This is a genomic window from uncultured Sunxiuqinia sp., assembly GCF_947495665.1.
In the GTDB taxonomy this organism is placed as follows: Bacteria; Bacteroidota; Bacteroidia; order Bacteroidales; family Prolixibacteraceae; genus Sunxiuqinia; species Sunxiuqinia rutila.
In genome coordinates this window covers 121354-146436 of the sequence record NZ_CANLZV010000002.1, presented here as the reverse complement: position 1 = coordinate 146436, position 25083 = coordinate 121354, and the positions used below count along the sequence as shown (strand labels likewise).

The 25083-nt window shown below is 42.2% G+C and carries 18 protein-coding genes; 2 read left to right on the top strand and 16 right to left on the bottom strand.

Annotated elements, in window-relative coordinates; translation table 11 throughout:
• Positions 1-79: 79 nt before the first annotated feature.
• Together Q1A18_RS03485 and Q1A18_RS03480 are read right to left on the bottom strand one after the other, a co-directional pair.
• A complete protein-coding gene (locus Q1A18_RS03485; protein WP_299577421.1) occupies positions 80-3094 on the bottom strand; it encodes a TonB-dependent receptor in 3015 nt (1004 codons plus the stop codon).
• A gap of 18 nt (positions 3095-3112) precedes the next feature.
• Entirely contained in the window at positions 3113-5704 is a 2592-nt protein-coding gene (locus tag Q1A18_RS03480) for a glycoside hydrolase family 2 TIM barrel-domain containing protein (RefSeq protein WP_299577419.1), read from the bottom strand.
• A 406-nt stretch (positions 5705-6110) separates the two neighbouring features.
• On the opposite strand from Q1A18_RS03480, the gene Q1A18_RS03475 reads away from it, so the two are divergent.
• Entirely contained in the window at positions 6111-8825 is a 2715-nt protein-coding gene (locus tag Q1A18_RS03475; protein WP_299577417.1) for a triple tyrosine motif-containing protein, read from the top strand.
• A gap of 219 nt (positions 8826-9044) precedes the next feature.
• Here Q1A18_RS03475 and Q1A18_RS03470 read toward each other — a convergent pair whose 3' ends face one another.
• The 14 genes from Q1A18_RS03470 to Q1A18_RS03405 form a co-directional block, all read right to left on the bottom strand.
• Positions 9045-9623, bottom strand: a complete 579-nt coding sequence (locus tag Q1A18_RS03470; RefSeq protein WP_299577415.1) for a hypothetical protein — start codon at positions 9621-9623, stop codon at positions 9045-9047.
• 261 nt (positions 9624-9884) lie between these two features.
• Positions 9885-10265 (bottom strand): hypothetical protein, encoded by a 381-nt coding sequence (locus Q1A18_RS03465; RefSeq protein WP_299577414.1) that lies wholly within the window; start codon positions 10263-10265, stop codon positions 9885-9887.
• Between the two features lie 88 nt (positions 10266-10353).
• On the bottom strand, positions 10354-11133 hold the full coding sequence (locus Q1A18_RS03460) for a LytTR family DNA-binding domain-containing protein (protein WP_299577413.1): 780 nt from the start codon (positions 11131-11133) through the stop codon (positions 10354-10356).
• A 346-nt stretch (positions 11134-11479) separates the two neighbouring features.
• Positions 11480-13090, bottom strand: a complete 1611-nt coding sequence (locus tag Q1A18_RS03455; RefSeq protein WP_299577411.1) for an alpha-L-fucosidase — start codon at positions 13088-13090, stop codon at positions 11480-11482.
• 18 nt (positions 13091-13108) lie between these two features.
• Positions 13109-14596 carry a sulfatase gene (locus Q1A18_RS03450; protein WP_299577409.1) on the bottom strand — a complete coding sequence of 496 codons (1488 nt, stop codon included), beginning with the start codon at positions 14594-14596 and terminating at the stop codon, positions 13109-13111.
• Between the two features lie 30 nt (positions 14597-14626).
• The gene (locus tag Q1A18_RS03445; protein ID WP_299577407.1) at positions 14627-15715 is read right to left on the bottom strand and encodes a glycoside hydrolase family protein; all 1089 of its coding nucleotides are present in this window, start codon (positions 15713-15715) and stop codon (positions 14627-14629) included.
• Between the two features lie 73 nt (positions 15716-15788).
• Positions 15789-17357, bottom strand: a complete 1569-nt coding sequence (locus Q1A18_RS03440) for an arylsulfatase (RefSeq protein WP_299577405.1) — start codon at positions 17355-17357, stop codon at positions 15789-15791.
• Positions 17358-17464: 107 nt separating this feature from the next.
• Positions 17465-18151 carry a vitamin B12 dependent-methionine synthase activation domain-containing protein gene (locus Q1A18_RS03435; RefSeq protein WP_299577403.1) on the bottom strand — a complete coding sequence of 229 codons (687 nt, stop codon included), beginning with the start codon at positions 18149-18151 and terminating at the stop codon, positions 17465-17467.
• Positions 18148-19044, bottom strand: a complete 897-nt coding sequence (locus tag Q1A18_RS03430; protein WP_299577401.1) for a CobW family GTP-binding protein — start codon at positions 19042-19044, stop codon at positions 18148-18150. Before Q1A18_RS03430 ends, Q1A18_RS03435 begins: the two co-directional genes overlap by 4 nt.
• Positions 19041-20390, bottom strand: coding sequence for a uroporphyrinogen decarboxylase family protein (locus Q1A18_RS03425; protein WP_299577399.1), 1350 nt, complete (start codon positions 20388-20390; stop codon positions 19041-19043). The genes Q1A18_RS03430 and Q1A18_RS03425 overlap by 4 nt, the downstream gene beginning before the upstream one ends.
• A gap of 5 nt (positions 20391-20395) precedes the next feature.
• Positions 20396-21067, bottom strand: coding sequence for a cobalamin-dependent protein (locus Q1A18_RS03420; protein WP_299577397.1), 672 nt, complete (start codon positions 21065-21067; stop codon positions 20396-20398).
• A 71-nt stretch (positions 21068-21138) separates the two neighbouring features.
• On the bottom strand, positions 21139-21462 hold the full coding sequence (locus Q1A18_RS03415) for an L-rhamnose mutarotase (protein ID WP_299577395.1): 324 nt from the start codon (positions 21460-21462) through the stop codon (positions 21139-21141).
• A 98-nt stretch (positions 21463-21560) separates the two neighbouring features.
• Positions 21561-22826 carry a uroporphyrinogen decarboxylase family protein gene (locus Q1A18_RS03410; RefSeq protein ID WP_299577393.1) on the bottom strand — a complete coding sequence of 422 codons (1266 nt, stop codon included), beginning with the start codon at positions 22824-22826 and terminating at the stop codon, positions 21561-21563.
• Positions 22827-22841: 15 nt separating this feature from the next.
• On the bottom strand, positions 22842-23885 hold the full coding sequence (locus Q1A18_RS03405) for an L-rhamnose/proton symporter RhaT (protein WP_299577391.1): 1044 nt from the start codon (positions 23883-23885) through the stop codon (positions 22842-22844).
• Positions 23886-24244: 359 nt separating this feature from the next.
• On the opposite strand from Q1A18_RS03405, the gene Q1A18_RS03400 reads away from it, so the two are divergent.
• Positions 24245-25048, top strand: coding sequence for an AraC family transcriptional regulator (locus Q1A18_RS03400; RefSeq protein WP_299577389.1), 804 nt, complete (start codon positions 24245-24247; stop codon positions 25046-25048).
• The last annotated feature ends 35 nt before the right edge of the window (positions 25049-25083 follow it).

Genomic DNA, 25083 nt, shown 5'->3' with positions numbered 1-25083 from the left:
TATAGCCTATGCCTGCCCAACTCAAGATTTACTCAAAAATAAAACGAGCATTTGCCATCTGCTAAGTATTGGAAATTAATTAAAATGTTACGCGCGCTCCTACAGTGAAAACCGACGGTATTGGATATACCTGCTGATCGATACCTCCTGGCACTTCTGGCGTAAATCCATTGCTGGAAAAGAAAGTGTAAGGACGATCGGCATTCACAAATACTTGCGCTGCACCAATATGTGCGCTTTCCATCCATGCTTTTGGCAAATCATAAGACAAGCGCACATTCTGAATACGGAAATATGAGCCATCTTCCAGGAAAAAGCTATTCAGTCTTCCTGTATTCCATGGATTAAACATACCTGCTGCTGAAGGCGTATTGTTGGTCGAACCTTCGCCTGTCCAAATCGCATCCACTAAATTAGCATCCAGGTTATTGCTTCCATGCTTATTAATATCTGCGCGTCGGCGGTTGAATATGGTAGCACCCTGAACACCTTGGAAAGTAGCCGATAAGTTGAATCCTTTGTATCCGGCTGAGATGTTGATGCCATAGGTAAAGTCAGGGTTTGGACTTCCTAACAATGTTCTGTCATTCCCATCGATAACACCATCATCATTCCTGTCTACGTATTTGAAATCGCCAGCAGTTAACCCATTGGCTTTTGCAATTGGATCGGCATCAATCTCAGCCTGATTTTGGTACACTCCAGCAACTTCCCAGCCGTAGAATGAATAAACTTCATGCCCTACCACATGGCGTTGTGGAAATTCTGCAGAGCCCGTTTCGATATAAGGGTTACCATTTAAATCAACAACCTCGTTATTGATAGTTGTAATGTTAGCACCTACAGAATAGCGGAAATCTTTTCCAATATTATCCGACCAATTAATCATGGCTTCAAAACCTGAGTTGCGAATAGTTCCAATATTCTGCAAAACCGAAGGGTTACCAAAGGCTGCACGTGGACTCACGACTGCATTTTTTGTATCGCGCCGGTAGTAGTCAGCTTCAACACTTAAACGGGAGTCAAACAGTTTTGTGTCGATACCAATATTTGTTTCGTTTACTTCTTCCCATTTCAGGTAGCTAAAACGTGAGTTGTTGATCATTCCGGGAACAAGGACGCTGTCAAAAATTCCAGAATCACCCAGGCCACCAGTTGCAATTGAAGCAAAACCATCATTGGAAGGAACCCGGTCGTTACCAAGTATACCCCATGATGCTCTTACTTTAAGGTAATCAAACTTCCAGTTTTTTAATCCACTTGCAAAGCTCTCTTCTGATACGACCCATCCTGCACCAATTGAAGGGAAATACCCCCACTTCTCCTGATACTTCGATGAACCATCAGCACGCATCGTTAACGAAAGCAGGTATCTATAATTGAAGTCGTATGAGAAACGGGCAAAAGCAGACATTCCTCTAAAACGGGAACCGCCATCATATACCCGTCTTGTTTCCTCATTACCCGAATCTAAATAATCATCATTCATCACGCCTTGAGCAGTACCTCTCATCCAACGGTAGTTTTCTTCGCGTACAGAAAAACCAACCATGGAGGTTAAATTGTGTTTGCCCCAATTGTTTTTGGCTGTAATTGTATTATCCCAGATGTAGTCGTAGTTCCAGTTGGTTGTTTTGCTCAATGCATTGATCGTCTGCTCATTGTTTCCAACTGCGTACTCAGGAATAAAATGGGAAGCAGCTCCATAACTAAAATCGGCGTTAAAAGCCGATCGAAAAGCGATATCTCGCGTTTCCCAAGGCCTTAGCTCAGCATAAATATTGGGTAAAAAGCGCGTAATAGCCGACTCATTATCGCGATTATAGTGAGCCACTGCCACCGGGTTATTATAATAAGTACTGTAGCCCAGGTTATGTGGGTTACCAAACTTCACCGGATAACCCTCATCATCAGGTAACGATTCATCGTAAACCGGAAACATTGGGTTGCTCACATAAGCCTGAAACCAGGCTTGGTTGGTATCAATCATGCGATCCTCCTGAGTTAACAGGGTACCAAAACCAACCTTTAAACTTGAGGACACGTCATAATCCACCTTTGCTCTTAAGTTAATCCGGTTATAGTTGCCATCGGAATCCATTATTCCATCCTGACCATAATAACCTAAACTAAAGGCATAAGCCGACTTATCGTTACCACCGGTGAGCGATACATTGTGGTTATGAACAGGAGCGGTCGTTCGAATTAACTCATCGTACCAATCGGTAGAAACAGATGGTACGCCGTTTTCACCGCCATATCGCTCAATGGCAGCATCTACCTGGTTGATATAGCCCTGTACACCTGAAGCACGCATAAAGTCTGCATACTGCGATGAGTTAGCCATTTCCAGGCGCTGAGTTACAGATTGCAAACCATAATAACCATCATAGGTAATATTCATTTTTCGGTTCTTAACACCACTTTTTGTAGTAATTAAAACCACCCCGTTAGCAGCACGCACACCATAAATGGCGGCAGCTGATGCATCCTTTAGTACGGACATACTTTCGATATCATTCGGACTCAAAAAGTTAATGTCGTCCAAGAACATTCCGTCAACAACATACAATGGGTTAGTTCCCTGAAGGGTTCCAACACCACGGATAGTAACTGAAGGTCCGGCACCCGGAGCACCTGAGTTAACAATGGTAACACCTGCCACTTTACCTTGAATTGCACCCATTGGTGATGATGTTGCTACGGAAGTAAGCTCATCACCTGAAATGCTTGCAATTGGAGAGGTTAAGTCTTTCGATTTGCTTGTACCATAACCTATTACCACAACCTCTTCCAAGTCACTCGTCTCATCCTCAAGCGTAATGGCAAAAGAAGTTTTTTCACCAACAACTAACTCTTGTGTTTTTAATCCAATAAATGAAAACACCAACACATCAGTAGATTGTACATTGTCCAGTTCGAACTGACCATCCATGTTCGATGTGGTTCCATTCATTGTTCCTTTAACCAGAATGGTTGCACCAGGCAGTCCATACCCAAGATTGTCCCGAATTTCACCCGAGACCTTCTTAGCATCCTGTGCCAGCGCAATATTGCTGACCAACAGGAAAAAAATAAGTAGTCGATTAATCATAGAAAATTGATTTTAAAGTTATTTAGCTCTAATTCTTAAGCTGTTAACATATGGTTGCCCCTTTACAGGGGTAAAATTCACTTCTATAAAAGGCTGATCAGTAGCTATTACATAGGTTTTGAGCAACGCGTGGTTGCCTCCTACAATTTGGGCTGGTGAAAAGTTGGGTTCTAACTCTTGCCCATTTAAAACGATATTGAACACGCTAATTTGTTGATCATTGGACGTGCTATTTCCTAAATCGTAAGCGAGCGGCTGACCATAGTAATTCAGATCGGCAAAGCCAAGCGTCAACTCGTAAGTACCTGGCTCTACATCAAACTGGTAAGTCATTTCGCCCTCGCGGCGAGTTTGAAACAGCGGATCGTCGGGAGACCCTTTAATCTCAGCAGTTGTTCCAGGGCGGTCCCCCCGCTTCATTGCCTCCCCATTTATATATCCCCAGCTTCCTTTCTCATAAGGCATGTCTGGCACAAAAACCAAACTTGAACCATCGGCATGGAAGTAGGCGTCGCTACCCGCATTGATGCTAATATCTACAATACCATTTTCCGAAATACGCCTTGGGAGATAGCTGACCTCCAGTGTCGTAAAATCGTTGACCTCTTCACCATTAAACAGTCCTTGTACACTAAGCTTATGAATTCCCTCGTTGAGCTCTACTTCCCACTGTGCAGTGAAGTTATTCGTCTCTTTTTTACCAAAACTAACGTCATTGATTCGCAACTCCACTTCCTGAAGATTACTGTACACTTTGATCGCCTGCTTGCTATCCGAATCGAGTAGCATCCGTTGCTGCCAGTCTCTTGTGGCCAAATGCAGTACAGGCGTATTATCGCTTAAAAATGCTTTTTGGTAGAAGAATACATCCTTCAACTCACGGTTGCCGTACATGAGCCCTTTATTGTTGATGCGTGGCATGGATTCGTTGCGCAAGGCTGAACTAAAGTCCACCAAATTCCACATGGCTCCTCCCATTATATAAGCGGAATCGCGAATAACCGGCCAATAATGCTCCATAAACAATTGCTGATACTCGATAGAAAAATCAAACTTCCGAGGCTTTAAAGTGTGTATACGCTTGTCTGATCCGGCACCAAACTCAGAGATGATCAATGGACGTTCTGGATACTCCTGGTGCTGTTTCGATACAAAGGTTTCAAACCCTTCCAGTCCGCCACCATACCAGCCATCGTAGAGGTTCCAACCCGAAATATCAGCTATGCCGGCTAAACCAATTTCATTGTATAATGTCGTTCCATGGTAAGCCATAACAGTTAGGCGATTAGGATCTATCGATTTACAAACCCTTTCCAGATGCTTTGCCAATCGCACGGTTGCTGCATAACGTTCCTGGCGTTCACTATTATCTTTTATGCGGTGAGGCACCTGTATAATTGCCTCGTTCATATAGCCCCACATAACCACCGAGGGATGATTATAGTGCTGGCGTACCATTTCTCGTAGTTGTCGTTCTGCATTATCGAAAAACACCTGATTATCATTAACCAAATCAACCACAGGCACTTCTTCCCACACCAAAAGGCCATACTCATCACAGGCATCAAGAACTGCTTCTGCTTGCGGATAATGGGCTAAACGGATAAAATTAGCGCCCATCGATTTCAATACCTTTATATCATCCGCATGCTGTACATCAGACAAAGCAATGCCATACCCTTCGCGGTCCTGGTGACGACTGGCTCCCATCAGCTTGATTCGCTTACCATTTAAATAAAGCGCATTGTCAGCTCCTATTTCGAACCAACGCCAACCAATCGTTTCTTTCAGTTGATCAAGAACTTTACCTTTGTTGTCTTTTAATACAACATCAAGCGTATATAAATTTGGTTTTTCGGGCGACCAGAGCATGGGCCGCTTCAGCATAGGTAAAGTAACCTTTAGTTGGTTACTCCCCTTTTTTATTTTTTTCCGAACTGATAAATCAAACACGGCTTGCTTCTTAGGATCAAACCCCTGAACCTCAACCGTTACAAACTCCTCATTACGCGATGTATTATTAATGGATAATTGCAACTCCCCTTTGGCCTGTTTATCAGATACCTCATCGATAGAAAAAAGCAGTCCCTTTCCACCAAGACTATCCAGCTCAAAACTAATGTCATTCTTTTCAATGAGCCAAACCGGACGATACACTCCACCAAATATGGTAAAATCACCACTTAGCGGAGCCAAATTATCATTCGTATTATCGACGATTAAGCGAATATCGTTCGATGAATTGTATTTTAAATGTGGTGTAAGGTGTACATAAAACCCGGTGTAACCGCCAGAGTGTGTAAGTACATGGGTGTTATTTATTATTACATCCACTCTTGAGTTCACTCCTTCAAAGTACAGATATTGCTGAGTCTTTTCAGCATTTTCAGAGATAACAAAACGCTTGGAATATTCACCTACTCCACGATAATAGTTTTTGCTTACATAGGCATCATCATTCCAATGGTGCGGCAGTGCAACCTGGATAGAATCCTTAGTAGCACCCTCTTTTTTAAAAAACCACCCTTCGTTAAAAGATGTTTGGAGTACCTGAGCATAAACGTATCCAAATTGACTTATTACAAACAGTGTTAATAATAGCTTCTTCATTGTATTAACTATTCATTTGCCTGTAAAAATGAACAATTGCTCTCAAAGAGCTATTTTTTACCATACATCAAACACACATCATCAGCCCAACAACATCCACACAGCCCTGATCTCCTGCACTTTACGCAACCATCATTAATCTCGAAACACGCCCACCCATTCACCTTTGATAACACATATTACATCACCCTTTATACATCATTTTTGCGGTGTAAGAAAAAATAAATATATTGCCGCACTAACCTAATTACACGAACTGCAAGCAAGCAGACTCTTCTATCTTTTACAATTTAAGGATTTCAATTACCAGTGAATGTGGCGGCATAAGATCATATTACCAGTTTTAGCATTACTACTGATAAGCATCAATAGTTTTGCATCGAATACAAGCAGCAAAAATAAAGCCTTGCTTGCACCAGAAATTTATAGTTTTTTAAAAGATGATTACAATGGTGAAAGGCAAAATTGGGACGTTTCAAGCTCAAGCAGTGGAGCCACCTATTTTGCCAATACACTAGGTCTGCTCAGATACGATGGAGAAAACTGGAGCCTGTATAAAACCTCCAATATTTTGAGAGCCGTATACTGCTCCAACGACACCATATATGTTGGTGGTAATGGACTAATGGGATACTTCTTAGAAAAAGATCTACACAAAGGCTTCCAACCACTAACAAAAATTGAGAACGACATTTGGAAAATATTCCGGCTTAACGAACTGATAATTTTTCAATCATTTGATAAAATTTACCATGTTAATTCAGATGGTTTAGTTGGCATTGAACGATTTAAACACGGTAATACAACCTTCACCTACCCTATTGGTGAAAAAATTGTCTATCAAATAAGTTATGGCAAGCTGATGGCCATTACCCCCAATGGCAATGAGCGTGTCATTTGCGATACGCCTGAAATAGGTAAGTTTTTGGTAAAGTACATTTCTCAATTGAGTACAGATACTTTTTTGATTGGAACACTTGAAAACGGCTTATTTACTTTATCCAATAACAAGCTGACTCCCTTTAACACGCCCATCAATGATTTTATTAAAACCAATAAACTCAATAAGGTAATCAGGATAGACAAAGACAATTATGCCTTTGCTACAATGAATGGAGGTGTAATCATTGGAGATCTAAGTGGTCAAATAACCTATGTATTAAACCGCTCGAATGGTTTATCAAACAACCGGGTACATGCCATTTACAAACAGCAGGATCGTTTTTTGTGGATTGCCACCAATAATGGCATTTCATTAATCGATCTGAAGAATCCAGTCTTATTTTTCAACAATCAGTTCATTGAGTTGGGGTCTTTCTACGATATCGTGATGCTGAACAATAAATATTATGCAGGCACCAACCTTGGGCTTTATGAAATAACGCCTCTTAAAAATCAATCATCAGTTTTTGATATCGAACTAATCAAAGGATCAGAAGGACAAATATGGAACCTTGATGTTATTGACAACACCTTGTGGGTTGGTCATAACAATGGTACCTACTTACTTGAGGGCTCACAACTCAAACAACTATCAAAGGCAGCTGGTGGATACACCATGCTTCAAAGTCGGTTTAATCCTGATATTGTTTACCAAACATCGTATTTTGGAGTGGCTGTTTATAAAAAAACAAACAAGCAATGGCAGCTACACTACTCCATTACCGATATTGATGAACTCACAAGGGATGCTATTGAACTGAGTGATGGCTCTCTCATTATCACAGGAGCGGCCAATACGCTGTTTCAGATTTGGCCCGACAATGAAAAAAGAAAATATACCTTCAAAAACTTAAGCTTGCTTCCGCAAATGCGCAACACAACCTGGGTGCGTGCGTTTGACATTAACGGTCAAGTGCTAATTACCTCAAACGACACCTCTTTTTATTATGCGGCTGATGAGACAACTCACCCTTGTCCCTCAGCTTTTGACAAGGCAAGTTACATTTCCGAAGTTATTGATGATCACATATTTATTAGAAAGAACAAGCACTTAATTCTGTACAATCTGAAAACCGATACAATTGTACCACTTGCCTATAACCTGAATAACATTGAAGATGACCTGATTTTTAAATATGAAAGAATCACGCAATCTGCAAACGGACAAATAATGCTATGTTTATCGGACCGCATTGCTTATACGAAACTTAACAAACTTAAAAACGCACAAATTAACAGTGTTACCCCATTGATAACCCGCATCCAATGCACCAACGACCGCACAGGTAAAGAAGGTACTTTTAGGGCTAATGAGGCGATACCCTACAAATACAATACCCTGCAATTTACCTTTACCGCCTTCAGCTATGGCCTTAAGTCATCGTACGAGTACATTTTAGAAGGCTACAACAATAGCTGGCAAAGCCGGCAAGATAACCACGCCATATTTCAGAACCTGCGCGAAGGCACATACACCTTTAAGGTGCGCGAAAGAGACGGCTCTCTAATAAACAGCCTTACCTTTACGATTGCGCCGCCACCGTTTCGTTCGAAACTGGCCTATGCAGCCTACGCCGTATTAATAATCATTCTGAGCATTGTATTGCGATATACCTTCAATCAAATACACAAGAAAAAAGCGTACTCAAGGCTTCAAAAGGAGCGAAAACGTTTAAACGATTTGCGCATGTTAAGCTCCCAACAGCAGCTGGGCGAAGAAGTTAAACAGTTGCAAGAGGAAGTAACCAGCAAATCAGACAAGCTTGCCAACCTCCTTATTCAGAACAACAAAAAGAAAGAGATAATTGATAAAATTAACGGGGAGTTAAAACACATCCGTGAGAATCACCGATTTGTTGACGGACGCCAAATTGATCGGCTCTCCAAAATGATTAAAGTGAACTTTGATGAAAAGAAAGACTGGCTGGTATTTGAAGCTGCCTTTTCTGAAGCCCACACAAACTTTTTTAAAAAGCTGCGAATAAAACATCCAAACCTTACTGATTTGGATTTAAAACTCTGTGCATACCTAAAAGTGAACCTTTCGTCAAAAGAACTGGCACCTATTCTTAAAATCACCACTCGCAGTGTCGATTTAAAAAAATATCGACTTAAAAAGAAATTAAACCTAAGTAAAGAGCAAAGTCTTAAGCAATACATCATGGACTTTGATGACTGAAGCATGCAGGGCGAAGCTTTACGGGCCAACGTTGTGCTATTTCAACTCCAGCATGGTGCGATTAAAAGTTAATCATACCCTGGTTGTCACTACATAAAAGAACGGAGGCCCTTATTTTTTGCGCCGGGCATATTGGCTATTGAAATCAAACAGACTGACAACCTTCCGACTAAAGAAAAGTGGCCAACAACTTCTTTATCTGGCGGGTTTTAAAAATACTTACTTCTTCACGGCCTCTTCCAGTTCATATACCTCTTGAGCATACTGATGAGCTCCAATCATATATAAATATTCATCCAGCAACAGAAGTTGACCAGCTTCCAGCCTCAACAAGTTGTCCAGGTAAAAATCAGTCAACGCTTGTTTCATTGCATGATGAATACGGTGTACAAAATGATTGGCCTTCATTTCCCACTCAAAATCTTCCCATACTACCTGGCGCCATTCCTCCGGGTCAACATCCGGATATTCGCGAATAAACTTCTGCACCTGATCCTCCGCATCCTGCGCTGTCAATGGCTTAGGAACCGGACGTACCTTAGGAACCGGATCACCTGTACGCCAATAATATTCAGCGACATTCAGGCATTCCATCGCTTCATGGGCACTGCGAGTCGCCAAGTCCAACAAAGGCTTTTCCATTTCCTCACGATAAGTCTTCAGCTCCGGCCAGTGCGCAAAAACCAAGTCGAACAAATCATGCCGAAGCTTTTGATGAAAAGCCTGCCCATTCGCTTCCATGGCTTTCATCTGATCATCAAAGCGCTTGAAAAAGTGATACAATTCTTCGTGGTTCATGGTGCTATCGTTTAATCTTGGGTTCAGTTGCTAATACGGTTTCCTCCCCCTGACAGGTTTCTAATGACCCCCATAGTCGTTAAATTTTCCGGAATACAGCAAACAATCATAAAGTGGCAATAGGAAATAGTGTTCAACTTACGGGAATCCTTTTGGCCTGCATTCAAGCCCTGAAGTGGCCCTAAAAAAAATTCTTCCCAGTCGTAACTAAGAAGAATTTCTTATAAAAAATAGGGCAGTTGGTTGATCGTTCAATCCGACTTATTCTTTCGCTTTAACTTTGGATGCGGCCAACTCCATGTCGCCTTCGGAGGTTTTTACTGTTCCGGCCATCTTTTGGTCTTTAATTTTTGCCGTTAGCTTCACATATTCATAATCGACGTACAAGCCACATTTAAAAACACCATCAGTAAAAGTTAAATCTTTCAGCTGAATTTTGTAGCCATCAGCAAATTTAACTTCCCCGGCCAATTCGCTTTCCTTTTCACTAATAACCAAGGTTCCTTTTTCGTAACCATAAGGCGCTGATGGCACCTCGAAAGTCCACTCGCCAATGACTTCTTTAACGGAGGCGGTTCCTAGACTTTTTCCTGACACAGGAATAATTCCAATCATAAAAATAATAACCAATAACTTTTTCATTTTATTTGATTTAAAAGATTAACTGGTACAAAAGTGACTGGGATTTTTCTTTTATCAAAAAATTTGGGTTCAAGCCCCTTATTTGGGGCTAAATCACCTCCTGTTGGGATAAAAGGTCTAAAAACAGGGGTGAATATTTTTCCGAAACCGGGATAATTTTATCATAATGGCTTAGCTTAAGCTGCAATCGTTTCCCGTTTAGCTGCACCATTTCAATCTGGTTCCAGTTCACAATAAACGAACGATGGCAACGAACAATCCGGTTTTTAGCCAGCATTTCCTCAACCCGCTTAAGCGAATTTCGAAGCAGCTTTCGTTGTATTTTTTCCTCAGCCAAATAGTATACCGTAATGTAATTATCGGTCGATTCCAGGAAAAGAACATCTTGTGTCCGCAGCGAAAACTTAATCCGATCATATTCATCCTTGAAAACCAACATTTCCTTTTTAACCGGACTGCCAAGCTGGTCTTTCAGTGTTCTTATTTCCGCCCGTTGGTTCTTATAGTAAATAATGAAAAGTGAGAACAAGTAAGGCAGCAAAATGCCCAACAAGGTGTATTTTAAAGAGAAAATAAAATCATTGCTAAAGTTGCCTACCGGATTTCCGTACAGAAAAATATACACCAAGCTAATCAATAAGATTTCGATCAGCAGCCAAAGCGCATAACTTTTGATACTAAAGGCCTTTACTTTAAACAATTTCCGCAATGGAAACTGGGTAAATAGCAACACCAGCGACACCACCAAGCCATAACTTGAAAGTCGTAAGAACTGAATGAAGCCCGAATCGGAAAACCAACGATTAATGTTAAAAGGAACAAATACATTGATATACAAAACACTAAAAACCAAGCAGACTAATATCAAAAGGTACCGATCTGACTTTTGGTCAAGAAGGGTAAACCTGTTATCCAAAAAACTGAAGTGCTTAAACATTACTCCCATCCAAACTACCGTAAAAAAAGTGATGGCTAAATATAACTAAAAATCATCTGCCACACACCTACGAATCATATCCTGCCGAAATTAATACCGTTTAGCAGCTACAACCAAGCCATCCCTGAACCGCATAAGTTCAGGGATGGCAGCCAGCTTAAGTTTCATTTCTTCAAGGAAATGATACCAGGATCACCCAAGTTGTTTAATGGCTGCTCCCAGGGCATCCAAGCCAATAGATTGACTAACTCCGTCTTTATCTTAATCAACAGCTAAACTATAAAACTCCTTCCAATTTAAACACTGCTGCATACTTATTTGCTCGTTTACCCGGAACTGAAAGTATAAGCTTTTCTTGTCCCTGTCGGAATTTAATCGAATCTTTTCCTCCAATCATCTTGATCGAAATTATCTTTCCGGGCTTCTGCTCCGAGTTCAATCCTAATAATGGCAGCTCAATATCACCCTTTGCAGGATTTAGCACAATTACATACAAAGCCTTGTTGTTGGTTACAAATCGGACTTCGTCATGTCCATAAGCTGGGCTAGCCATTGTTCTTTCATTGAAATGCGCCGCTTTCTTCTGCTCTTTTAAAGCCGCTAGATCCGTTTCATCGGTGCCATCATCTGCAAGCTTCAGATATGAATCCAGGTTATCGCCATAAATCAGCCAGGGTTTACTGGCGTATATGGCTTCGCTGTTTAAATTTACCCATTTACCGATATCATCCAGCATTGTCTTTTGTTCTGCGGGGATGATTCCATCCGCCAGGAGTTCGACATTAAGCAACAAGTTGCCGTTTTTACTCATGTAGTCAGCTAGCAATTCAATAATGGTTCTGGCGTTTTGCTTGTACTCCATTCTTCCCTCATCTTCTTTGTAGAACCAGGTACGAAGCGTAGTAATTCCCTGCCAGGGGTAAGGTAAAATCTCACTGGCTCCTCCCCGCTCAATATCCTTAACAGTTGAAGGCTCGTTCGAGAATTTTCCGGCAATAACGGCATCAATTGTTCCGTTTTGCTGAAGCTTGTGATTGAAGAAGTTCTGGCAAACCTGCTTGCCATACTCTTTGTAAGGGAATCCATAACCATCAAACCAAAGCATGTCAACATCGTATTTGGTTACCAATTCAGTGTGACGAAGCACCCAGTTTTGTTTGACACTTTCAAGGTACTCCGGAGTTCTTTGCGTTGGTGGCAATCCATACAGATCAGCCGGATTCAGGCCTTCCCACCACTTTCCTTTTCCATCTTCAACAGTCATGTTACCATCGTAGGGCTTGCCTTGATAGACTCCTGATGTATCCGCGCCAAATGCGGGGAGCCACCAGGAAAGGAACCGGTCATCATGAGAACTCACACCATAAGGAATGTCAAACTTCTTGCAGGAAACCTCAAATTCTTTGATAATATCGCGCTTGGGACCAACATTAACCGAATTCCATGGATGGTAAGTTGAATTGAAGTTATCAAAGTGGTCATGATGATTCGCCAGTGCTACAAAATACTTCGCACCAAGACTTTTAAAGTACTTCACCAATGCATCAGTATCCAGGTTTTCGGCTTTCCACTCGTTGAGAACATCTTTGTATCCGATTTCAGAAGGATGCCCATAGGTTTTGCAATGGTACTCATAGGCGGCATCGCCCCATTGTTCGCGACCAACATCCTGCATATACATGTGGCGGGCATACCAGCCTCCACCTTTCAAAGGCTCCGTTTGTGCCCCCCAATGGACCCAAATACCAAATCGGGCTTCGGTGTACCAGCTAGGAAACTCATATTGATCCCTTAATTCTTCCCAAGAACGCTCCTGCTCTTGCGAAAAACACGGAACACTTAAACAAGCGACTAATAGTGAAATTAAAATCAACTTAGTTCGTTTCATATCATTCTTCTTAGCTGTTTAGCTTTCTCCAGGATAATTAAAATGCTTATTGGTTCTTTTGTCAACAGGAACCGTGGCCTTTACCTTTCTCAGATATTTTCCGAGCCTGTGTTTTAAATCGGCAGTTATCTGTGGTTTAATTTCAGCCAGATTATTCTGTTCTCCAATATCGTCCGGGATATTGTACAATTCAGACTTCCCATTTTTATACCAATAAATGAGTTTCCAATCGCCCCTGCGAATAACACTGTATGGCTCAAAATCGTAATTATGTGGGAAATGCCATACAAAATCACGCTTCGTTGCATTTACATTTTTCTGTTTCAGGAGAGGTACAAAACTTTTTCCATCCACTTTCCCACCAGTCTGTTTATACTTTTTCACCCCAGCCATTTCCAAAATTGAAGGGAAAAAATCCTCAATGATAACAGGGACATTGGTCGCACTTCCCGGCTCCACTGTTCCCGGCCATCTCACAATCATCGGATCACGAATTCCCCCTTCATACGGACTTACTTTGTGCCCTCGCAACGGCAGGTTTTGCGGACACTGCGAAGGCGAGCCGTTGTCGGACATGAAAATAACAATGGTGTTCTCTTCAATTCCCAACTGTTCCACTTTATTCAGAATATCTCCCAGCGATTGATCCATACTCTCAAGCATGGAAGCTAAAGTTGCCTCAAAATCGGTCAGTCCCTGATCGATATACTTTTGATAAAAATGCTTGTCCTTTTCCCAGGGGGCATGCACCGCATAGTGAGACATGTATAAATAGAATGGCTCATTTTTAGCGACACTGCCCTCCATCTCTGTCAGTGCTTCACGAGTCAATGCTTCGGTGAGGTTAATATCCTTTCCATGGTATTTTTCGAGTCCCGGCACATCCCAAATACGAGCTCCATTGCGCCAAACGGCACTATAATTCTTCTCTCCATGATAAGACCCGGGACCACCGGCTGCATGCCCGGCAATATTTACATCAAACCCTAGTTTCAAAGGATCTTCGCCGGGAGTATCCATCGCTCCCCAATGGGCCTTCCCAACATGGATGGTTCGGTAGCCAGCCTCCTGTAAGAAGCTCGGCAGCGTATTGGCAACGTAAGTATTTTCGATTCCTTCAACCGGACTTAGTCCATTTAAGTTCCAATCCGGAACTCCAAAAATCTCATGCTGTTGATCGGGTGATTTTCCTTTGCGCAAGGTCCAGTTCGTAACACCATGCCTGGCAGCATTCATGCCGGTCATTAGGCTTACCCGCGATGGCGAACACAATGGGCAGGCATAAGCTTGCGTAAATTTCATTCCCTGACTAGCCAAACGCTCCATATTTGGTGTCTGATAACGATCATTCAGCTTGGTCTTCTTAGTCCAAAATGGCACTGAAGTTTCCTGCCATCCCATATCATCCACTAAAAAGAAGATGATATTGGGCTTTTCCTGTTTGTTCTTACTACTGGCAGGCTGCCAAAAGAAAACAAAAGGAAGTAGTGCGAGTAATTTATTCATAGTTCTTTTTCCAATTCATGCTTTAATAATCTATTCTACATACTTCAAGACGTAGCTAACCGTGCAATCATCGCCATAAATGTTGGTTCCTGACGGCAGATACACATAAGCTGGCTTCCCGTCTTTCAGCAGCACTTGCGGCCGTTCAAACTTGGCATAGTTCCGCCCCCCAGGTCCATAGATTCGATTTACTTTTGACATCTCCACCGTTGTATAATCATTGATGTGATGAAAGCCTTTTTCAAACTCCGTAAAACGAATACCATTTTCCGAAGTCCACAAAATACCCCCTCCTTCTTCAATCATTCCATGGTTGTCAGTGGTAAGCAGCGCAAACTTTCCCTCATACATAAAAGCATAGCCATCCTCAATATTCCGATCATTGGCGGTTACCGGAAAAGGAAGTTGGACATAAGGGCCCTCCAGGCTTTCGGAAACTGCCAATCCCATACGAGCTTTTTCTGACTTGAAATAGAGAAAATATCCCCCATCGGGATGCTGTAAAAATGCCGGATTATTAACGCCATTGCTGGCCTTGTAAGTCCAGTAATCAGGATTCTTTGAAGCCCTAAGAATCACCCCGTCATCACCGGCTTTTTTCCAGGGGCCAAATAAACTTTCTGAGGTCGCCATGCATATGTATTGGTTCGAAGGATGTTTTTCAATACCATCGTTAACAATATAAAGCAAAGCATACAAGCTGTCGACTTTATGAATGGCAGGATTATGCGGTGCATAAACTTTATGAATGGCGGGATTACAAGGAGCCTTGTCGTTGATATCTCCTTTTACCGCTACTTCTGAAAAGACAAACGGTCCTTCGGGCGAATCGCCAACATAATGGGCAATTTCGCTGTGTGTGCGCCATCCCGGGTCTACTTTTAGTTCTCCGGGCCAGCGAGCTACAAAAAGGTGCACTTTCCCGTCATCACCCCAAATAGGCGAAGTGCCCCAAATGGTATATCCTGGCTCTTCTACCGCAGTTCCGATAAACTCCAGCCGATCTGCAAAACTTGTTTTCTCTTCGACGGATTGACATTTAGCATCACTAAAGATCATCGTTCCGATTACTAGCATCAAACCTGCAAAGAGCGAGGGGTTAAACATTTTTCTTATCATTATCTTTCTTTATTATCCTAAACTTATTTTTCAGTATTGTGTAGCATCCAAGCGAATTAATGACTCCCGACCTTTAAAGATACCGCACAACTTCTACATCGTTATCCTGCACTTCCCCGGGTGTACTTCGTCCGCGTACAATCAACTCTTCCAACAACGTTTTCATCTCCTCTGCCTTTTCTGGATACTCCAATACCAGGTTGGTTGTTTCACCGGGGTCGGTTGTAAGATTATAAAGCTGGATTTCCTGATCACTCTCACCTTTGGTCCAACCACCCGAGCCTGAATCCAGAATCAGTTTCCATTCTCCCTGACGTACTGACGGCACTCCACGAATAGAGCTATTTACTGCATTATCTCTTACAGGCTGATCATTCCCTTTCAATAAAGACATCAAACTGAAACTATCTTCGCCTGCATTATCCGGTAATTTCGCACCAATAACCTCCGCCAGCGTAGCCATAATGTCGACCTGTTGCACAAGCTGTTCACAAGTGCTTCCTGCTTCCACCACGCCCGGCCATTTCACAATAAATGGCACGCGGTGTCCGCCTTCCCACACATCCGACTTATATCCACGCCAAGGGCCACTGGGGAAATGGCCTTTAGCTTCCAATTCGTTTGCTCCAATATAATGGGCGCAACCGTTGTCGCTAGTAAAAATAATCAGGGTATTGTTACTTTCGCCGCTTTTCTCAATTGCATCCAACACTCGCCCAATATGAGCATCCGTTTCCATTACAAAATCAGCATAGCGGTTCAGCTTGCTTTTACCATCCCAAGCTTCATTTACAGCCAAAGGCGTATGTGGAGAAGTCAAGGGTAGATAAAGCAAAAATGGCTCGTCTTTTTGAGCGGATTCGGTAATATACTTCGCCGCACGAGAACATAATTCAGGTAAAATATTTTCTAGTTTCCAATCGCTAACCGCGGGTCCAGCCATGCTTGCCATATTATTTCCCAGTAGTTTTTTAGGAAGAAACTCACTCGGAATTCCAATGGTTCGATCATCCTCGATAAAGCAGTAAGGAGGCCAGTTAGGAACATCCGTTCCAAAATAGTGATCAAACCCAACGGTTGTAGGGCCACCATCAATCGGGTTAGCGTATACACTCTGCCAAGCTTTTTTTTGTTCGTCTGTGGCTACAAAGGACTCATCATCTTCGCCTTCGACTGTTTTATTCACTTTCCAAAGCGGACGCATCGCTTCATCAATTGGCCAGTCCCAGCCAAGATGCCATTTTCCAATGCATGCCGTTTGGTACCCCTGCTGCTTGACTAAACCGGCCACCGTAAGTCGATCAGGCGTAATCAGAGGATCATCAAAAAGCCCGACAATTCCTTTCTGGAGCCGTGAGCGCCAATGATAACGACCAGTGAGTAATGAGTAACGTGAGGGAGAGCAAACAGCCGAAGACGAATGCGCATCTGTAAAACTCATTCCCTGTGCTGCCAGCCGATCAAGATTCGGTGTTGGAATTTTTCCACGTTCCGTATTGTAATGTTGAACATCACCATATCCGAGATCATCAGCCAGGATGATAACAATATTGGGGTCCTGAACTGCATCTGGTGCCTTTTCAGTGTTACATGCAACAGCTAAAGCACCGATTGCCAAAGTATAAATATTTCGTTTTCTCATTTTTTAAAGATTTTTGTAGCTATTCGTATTTACTTCACGATACCTCCGGTACCGACCAAACTAATGGATTTTTATCCTAAAAAAGGTCAATCAACGAACTTTCTGTTTCATTCATCTGACCTGTAAACGCAGTCTTTCATTGCACATAACGAACATTGGTAATCCTGAAACTCAACATCCTGACCAATCCCAATTACTCCACTAACCGATTTCACCGGATTCATCAAGGCGGACTCTGTCAACGAAACACCACATGGGTTCTCGTCGAACAGTGAAAATAATTTATGCTGATCACTTACATTCCAATGACAATATCCCGGGCTATATCGGTTCGTTATTTTCGCTCCCAGGGGTAACATTTGTTGTTCAATATGGTGCTGAACTTCGTCAGCAACCGCTTCAGCAATGGCGCTTCCCATAATATCATAAACGTAACCAAACACCGGATCCTCGCCTTTTAGCAATGAGGAAGCTTTTTCACTGATTGTTTTTCCTGCCGTGCAAACAAAGAAAGCCATTTTATCAGCCTTCCGAAGTTTCTGAGCTATTGTTCTTCCAACCTTAAACTCTGCACCGTCTGCGAAAAACGAACGTTTATTGTCTGCAAACTGAAGCTCTTCGCAAATGCGAAAAGCACCACAAATGTCAGTTAGCTCTCGGCAATCTTCCTTTACTTTTTTCAAATAGTCGATAAAAAGCTCTGGAATTGGTTCTTCGGAATACCCTAAGCCTTTCCGAAGTCGATCCATGTCAATGGCAAGTTCCTCAAACTGATAAGTAAATTCAACTTTCATATTCCAGTATATTCATCAAACACAATTTGAAGATTTTTCGTTCTGTCAAAATTACCGATCATCACCAGTTCCGCCGGACCTGCAAAATGACGATGTTCTTCAATTCTTAATTCATCAAAAACGCCCTGCACAAATACCATTTTTCCACCCTCAATTTTTACAAAGCCCTTTATTCGAATACAATCGTTTTTCATTTCCTGTAAAAACTGTTTGAGTCGAACCAAGCTAATTTCCCGACTACTGCGGATAATGCCCGAAGCAATATCCGGACGTCCTAAACCCTTATTCTCGGCAGGGTAAAAGCTTAAGGCTTTTTTTAATCCGTCTAAGCTTACCTTACCGTATTCCCCCTGTAATAGGCGAGCAAAAGGGTTTATTTCTTGTACCTGAGCAATCACCTCATCTAATTTAAGCTCAGCCAAATCAACCTTATTAATAATGATCGTATCGGCCGTTCGTAACTGATGGTTCATTCGGAGTTTCAAGGCCGGTATTCTGTTATAGTTACAAGCATCAACTAAACACCAAACATGCTCCAGAAAAACCGTTCCTTTCAACTTTTGCGCCTGAAAAATTTGTCCTACACCAATAGGGTCAGAGAGTCCTGATGCCTCCATGAGGATAAGATCCGGCTGTTTCTCCTTTATAAAATCAGCCAGTGAATCGATAAATGCCCCCAGCAGGCAAACACAAAACACCGAACCATTATTAATCTCCAACAGATCGTAAGACGCTGTTTCCCTGAGCTCCGCCCCATCCACATTAACTTCAGAAAATTCATTCTGAATCACTGCAATTTTCCCTTTGCCTTCAAAGCTTTTAAGAAAATGCTTGAGAAAGGACGTTTTTCCACTTCCTAGGAAACCAGTTACCAGGTGCAATGGAATACTCATTCGGTCAATTCGTTCTTAATGGCCTCCTCAATTTCTACTTTAGGCGGAATTTGGCTGATAAACTTTACTTTGCCATTGATACAGGTCGTCGGTACATTTTGAACGCCTAAGGCTAACATCATCCTGATACCATCTACGTCTTTTATTTTGTGTTCGTTCACCATCACCCTATCGCCAAAACTCTGCGAAGCCTTTTTTACGGCCTCCACCATGTACTGGCAAGGAGCACAGGAGGCAGAATCCAGGGTAATGATATCAATCACCACTTTGCCTGTTTCAAAATGGCCATTCAAATCAGCTGGCTCTAAAGTCGATTGATGATCCACCTCTTTAGCCACCTGACGGGCATAGTCATCATAAACAATTTCGGCTACCGCCTGTAAGTTTGCAACCGGAGTGTCCATCGGCAGGTCACATCCCGGAGCCAGTACAAATCCTTTATTTCCCCCTTGTTCAAGACAGGCTACCGTTTCTTTTTTTGCATCCATTTCATTACCCAGCAAAAGGACACTGGTTAGTTTCATATTGCCTCCAAAGCTGATGCCTTTAGCAAGTGCCACATTCTTGACATAGTCCAAAGGAATGTTTTCATCGATCGACACATTATCTGGCTTGCAATCACACATCACCTCGATGTTCTGCTGAGCATGGCCACACACGAAAAAAGAACTGTACTTATTTTGAGAGCGAACAAATTCAAAAATCTTCGTTGCAAACGGGCTTACAAATGTTTCAAATGATAACGGATCGATTTGGCTGGTCATCGGATCAACAACTGCAATTACATCGCAACCAGCATTCATCAACATTTCAGCGTGTTTAATTCCAACCTGGCTGCAAAATTCCATCAGCTCATTTACGTATTCCGGATCCTCAAACAGTTTCATGAATATGTCGGTCCCCAACAAGTGCAAAGCCAAGGTAAAAGGGCCTGTTATCAAGCCATATAATGCCAGATCCGGAAATTTTTTACGCAAAGTCACAGCAGCATCCAAAACAACAGGAATGCGTCCGTCGGTTTCTTTGGGCAGCTGAAGTGAACTAAGCTCCACCCCTTCGCTTAACGGATGAGAAACCACAGCTGGAGGGTTATCTTTACTCCACACTAACTTGCAGCCCAATACTTCTGCCTCAATTTGCAGGTCGAAAGCAACAGGAATGCCATCAGGATGATACAATTCCACGGCCTTACTGATACCAGCAACAAGCTTTTCAGCATCCTTCAAATAGCTTTCTGCATCAACCCCAATTAATTTGCCTCCGTGAACTCCCACAAAAGGAACCCAAGGCGCTCTCTCAAGTTCTTCTAAATGAAATGCCTTCTCAAGCAACTTAAATCCTTCCATGATAACTATGCTATTTTAGTGTTCAAGAAATCGACCACTCCCTGAGGATCAGCCGAGTAATTATCAGCTCCTATTTTCAAGCAGAAATCATCATTAACAGGAGCTCCTCCAATGGTTACCAGTGTTTCCGGAAAGACAGCCTTAATATCCTTTGTTATCTGCTCCATGTTTACCATCGTTGTCGTTAACAAAGCTGATAGGCCAACTGCAGCACCCGGATTTTCCTTTATCGCAGCAATGTATTTCTCGGCCAGACAATCAGTCCCCAGGTCAATGACTTTGTACCCACTTCCTTCAACCATCATGGCCACCAGGTTTTTGCCAATATCGTGCAAATCGCCTTGAACAGTTCCAATAATAAACGTTCCTTTTTGCTTGGCTGCCCCTGATATGAAGAATGGTTTTAAATGAACCATCGACATGCCCATGGCCTTTGCCGACATCAATACCTGAGGTACAAAAATTTTGTTCTCCCGAAACTTAATTCCAACTTTCTCCATTCCTGGCATCAAGCCTCCCGTTAATATCTCTTGTGCGCCAACGCCTTCATCAAGCAATTGGCTGGTAATTTCATCCGCTCCATCCTCGCCTTTCATTTGCGGTGGATAAAGCGCGGCCTTGTTCGTCTTTCCAAACTCAACACAAGCCGATAGTTTCTTCAATAGTTCATCTTTCATTAGGTATTCAATTTAGATGTTAAATTTTAGATGATCTGGATTTTCAAAAAGACGATATCGCCTGTAAACGATTAGTCTAAATGAAAAACCTCTTCCATATTGGCCCACCATTCACCCTCCGAGCGATTTTTTACCGGTTGCTGCATCGGTTCCATGATGGCCCACCATTCTTGTGTTTTTGCATCTGCAGCCATTTTCTTCATGTCCGCTTCAAAATCATCGCCCGTATATTCGAAGTAGGCAAACAGCTGATTATCCTTGTAGAAAATAGAATAGTTTGAAATATTACACTCTTTGATTTTTTCAAGCACTTCGGGCCATACCTCTGCATGGTATTCACAATATTTTTTGAAGTGCTCGGGCTTTATTCCTATTACTTGTCCAAAACGTTTCATCTCTAAATATTTATAAATTTATCAATCACCGACTCTCCGAAATTTTCATTGTGCAAGTCCTACTTATCCTACTGTCAATGCTAAAATTATTCTCCGTGCTATCGGTTGTTAAACTCTTGAATAGCATCAAACATAGCAACAATGTTCTGCGGTGGAACATCGGGTAAAATATTGTGCACCGTATTAAATACGAAGCCCCCTCCGTTGGAGAAGGTTTCCAATCGCTCAAGAACCTGCTCCCTGACTTTCTCCGGTGCTCCAACATTCAACACGCCAGCCGTTTCAATTCCACCACCCCAAAACGTACAGTCTTTACCAAATTCCTTTTTCAGAAATTCAGGCTCCATTTGCCAAGCATTGGTTTGTACGGGGTTAAAAATCTCGATTCCCGCCTCAATCAGATCCGGCATTAACGATGAGATGGAACCACATGAATGAATGAAGGTGTGCATCTGGCTGTGTTCTTTCACATAATCGCACAATATTTTATGACGTGGTTTAAAAAGCAACCGATAAGTATCAGCATCCATAAACGGACCGGAAGTCATTCCCAAATCATCGCCAAAACGGATGATATCCACTAGATCTCCTACGGCATTGCATACTTTCTCTAAGGTTGCTAAATGACGTTTCAATAATTCATCCAACAATCTTTCAACATTTGCCGGGTCGCACAGCAAATCCATCAGGAAGTTATCCATACGCCGAAGAAAAGTTCCCCATTCAAAAAGGTTGCAGCCGCAAACCACCAACAAAGCTTTATCCGTTGTTTCGCGTAAACGCAAGGTTCGCTCTCGCAGTTGTTCCCAAAAACGATCTTCACCTGCATGATCCCAGGGGCTATGAGCATCACGCGCCCACATGATCCGTCCCATTTCAGCATCGAGGTTCTCATAGCTATCCGGATAACCGTCGACATACGGAAAATAAGTTTGATCAAAAAAGGTAGCTCCCACAGGCATTCTTGAAAGCATTGTTTTACCGTCATCATCAAACGTTACGTACGAACCATCTTCCCTTTTTACGGGCTTAAACCATTTGGGGTAAAAAGCAGGCGCTCCGTTAGCCAAAATCGTTGGTTCCCAATCCGTCTGTTTTTCATTAAATGTTCGGCCAATATCCAGAACATCAACACCAAACCGATCAAGAATCGTCCTATCCGGTTGCGCCAGCTGTTGCACTACGTCGTATATCTGTACGGGCAGTTCAGCATTTCCGATATGGTTTACCAGATTACTGTACGCAATCGCAGAAATACCAGAACTGGGAGTAGCCCCCAAGTCCACCGGAATCCTGTCGGGAGTTTGGTGGTTGATTGCTGCCAACACTCTTTCCCTTGATGTCATTGATTTTTTATTGTTCATATATTATTTGCTTTATTATTCTGAACCACTAATTCCGATCATAAATGAGGCTGCTATAAGGATTAGCAGCGAACAGGCCATCAATACATATACTTTTACTGAAGCTCCCTTCCATTCTTTTCGGATAAGCCCCCAAACGGTAGCAAAGGCAATTGTAAGCGCCATTAAAATTCCCCACGAGGTGAAGGTAAACGGCCCCATCTTGCTCTTTCCCATACTGAAAAATATGAATTGACTGAACCATAAAAATCCTGCGAGTAGGCCAAAAGCATAGTTTAGCGTTAATACTCGTTTGTTTTTAGGCCTTACATAGTTTTGGAGCGATTTATTTTTCACGCCAAGAAAAACACACCAAATAAGGGTCGTAATCAATGTGCCAACAAGAAAAACAACGTAAACGGGCATCATCGAAAAAAGTGGATCAACCCCAGATTCTTCAGCAATGATAGCGATTGGCATACCTTCTTCAAACCCAAGAGCCATAGCCGAACCGGCAAAGCCAACCAGCAAAGCTGACAAGATTCCTTTTACAAGGTTAAACTCTCCAATTGTTTCCTGCTTCTTTTCGGCAGACACCGTTCTGTCTTTTAATATTCCGGCCCAGGCCGAAAAAATAATCCCCACTACAGCAACCACCACACCAGCGATAAGCAAAGTGCCTCCCGAAGATTGAAGCATTAACTGTAAGCGGCCATCTAAAAGAGGAGGAATTAAGGTTCCAATAGCCAGCATTAATCCGAGCGAAAGCGCATAACCCAATGAAAGCCCCAGATAGCGCAAAGCCAACCCAAAAGACAGGTTTCCAACTCCGTAAATAGCACCTAATAGAAAGACTGAAAGTAAGACTCCGGATCCGGTTTTAGCAAATACCGAAAACATTCCCGGTGCAAAAATGCAACAGGCAATCCAAGGGAAGATAATATACCCTCCGAAGCTGAAGATCATCCAATAAGTTTCCCAGTTCCAGCTTTTTATTTTGCTAAACGGAACGGCAAAGCTTCCAGATGAAAAAGCGCCGATAGCAATCAGCAAAATTCCAAATACCACGCTAATATTCATCAAGTTTGGTTTTAATTAGTTAGTTGACTAAAGTTTTTTCTTCGCTCCATGGTTTGAACTCCTTCATTCTATTGCTAGTTTCCTTTCGAAACGGGTGATTAAAAGCTTCGAGAAGAACACTTTCGCAAGAAGTCAGCTCCATGGAACTAAGGTTTTTGACTTTAGTTCATAAAATTAAGAACGCAAACAATGATATTACTGCATTAACCCGTCGCTTTATTGCACAAATACGACTTTCACAATCCCACGTAAATTCTGTAATTTTGAAACTCGAGGCTATAACTATTTTATTTTAAAAAGAAATGCACATAGAAAAGATTGGGCGATCGATAAATTTTCAACTAAGAAATATTGCATTATTGAAGTTTAGTGCAGATTCGCGCTATAACAATATTGTGAGTCCGTTTACTCGGTTGTATCTTATTACCAAGGGGACAGGGCTGCTGGTTTTGGATAGTAAAAAATATGAACTAACAGCAGGGCACATGTACTTGGTTCCGAGCTTTGCCCCTTGCTCCTATTTCTTTCATAAAGACCTTGCTCATTACTACATTCATTTTAGCATGGAAATGCCTTCCGGACTTACGCCTTACAATTTGTATTCGATATCGAAACAGGTTGAAGCAACTGCTTTAGATGAAGTGTTATTTCAACGTTGCGTTGAGTTGAATCCGGGGTCTGAGTTACCGCATCACGACCCAAATGTTTACCAAAGTAAACCGTGGGTAAACAAGCAAATGCGTTTTAATTCGATGGGACACTACCTGGAGACAACCGGAATCATCAGGCAGCTCTTTTCCCGCTTTATCTGCGACGAACTAAATACCGACATCAGTCAGTTGACAAACCACAACATGCAGGTTATTCTTAAGTACATACAGGAAAATATAGCCAATGAGATCCCCGTAATTAAATTGGCAGAAATAGCTTGCTTGTCAAAAGATCACTTTACCCGTTTATTCAAATCGATTACGGGATTACCCCCCAGTGAATTTATCATTCTTAAACGGATTGAGAAGGCTAAGTTATTATTATTGACAACCGACTACCCTCTTGATGAAATCATCACGCAAACGGGATTCAAAACATCGGCCTATTTTTGCCGCATATTTAAGCAATGGACCTCATACACGCCCATGGCCTTTCGAAAAAACAGGGAATAAAAGTGTCGTTTTCAATCTCATGCCTTCCCTCAAAT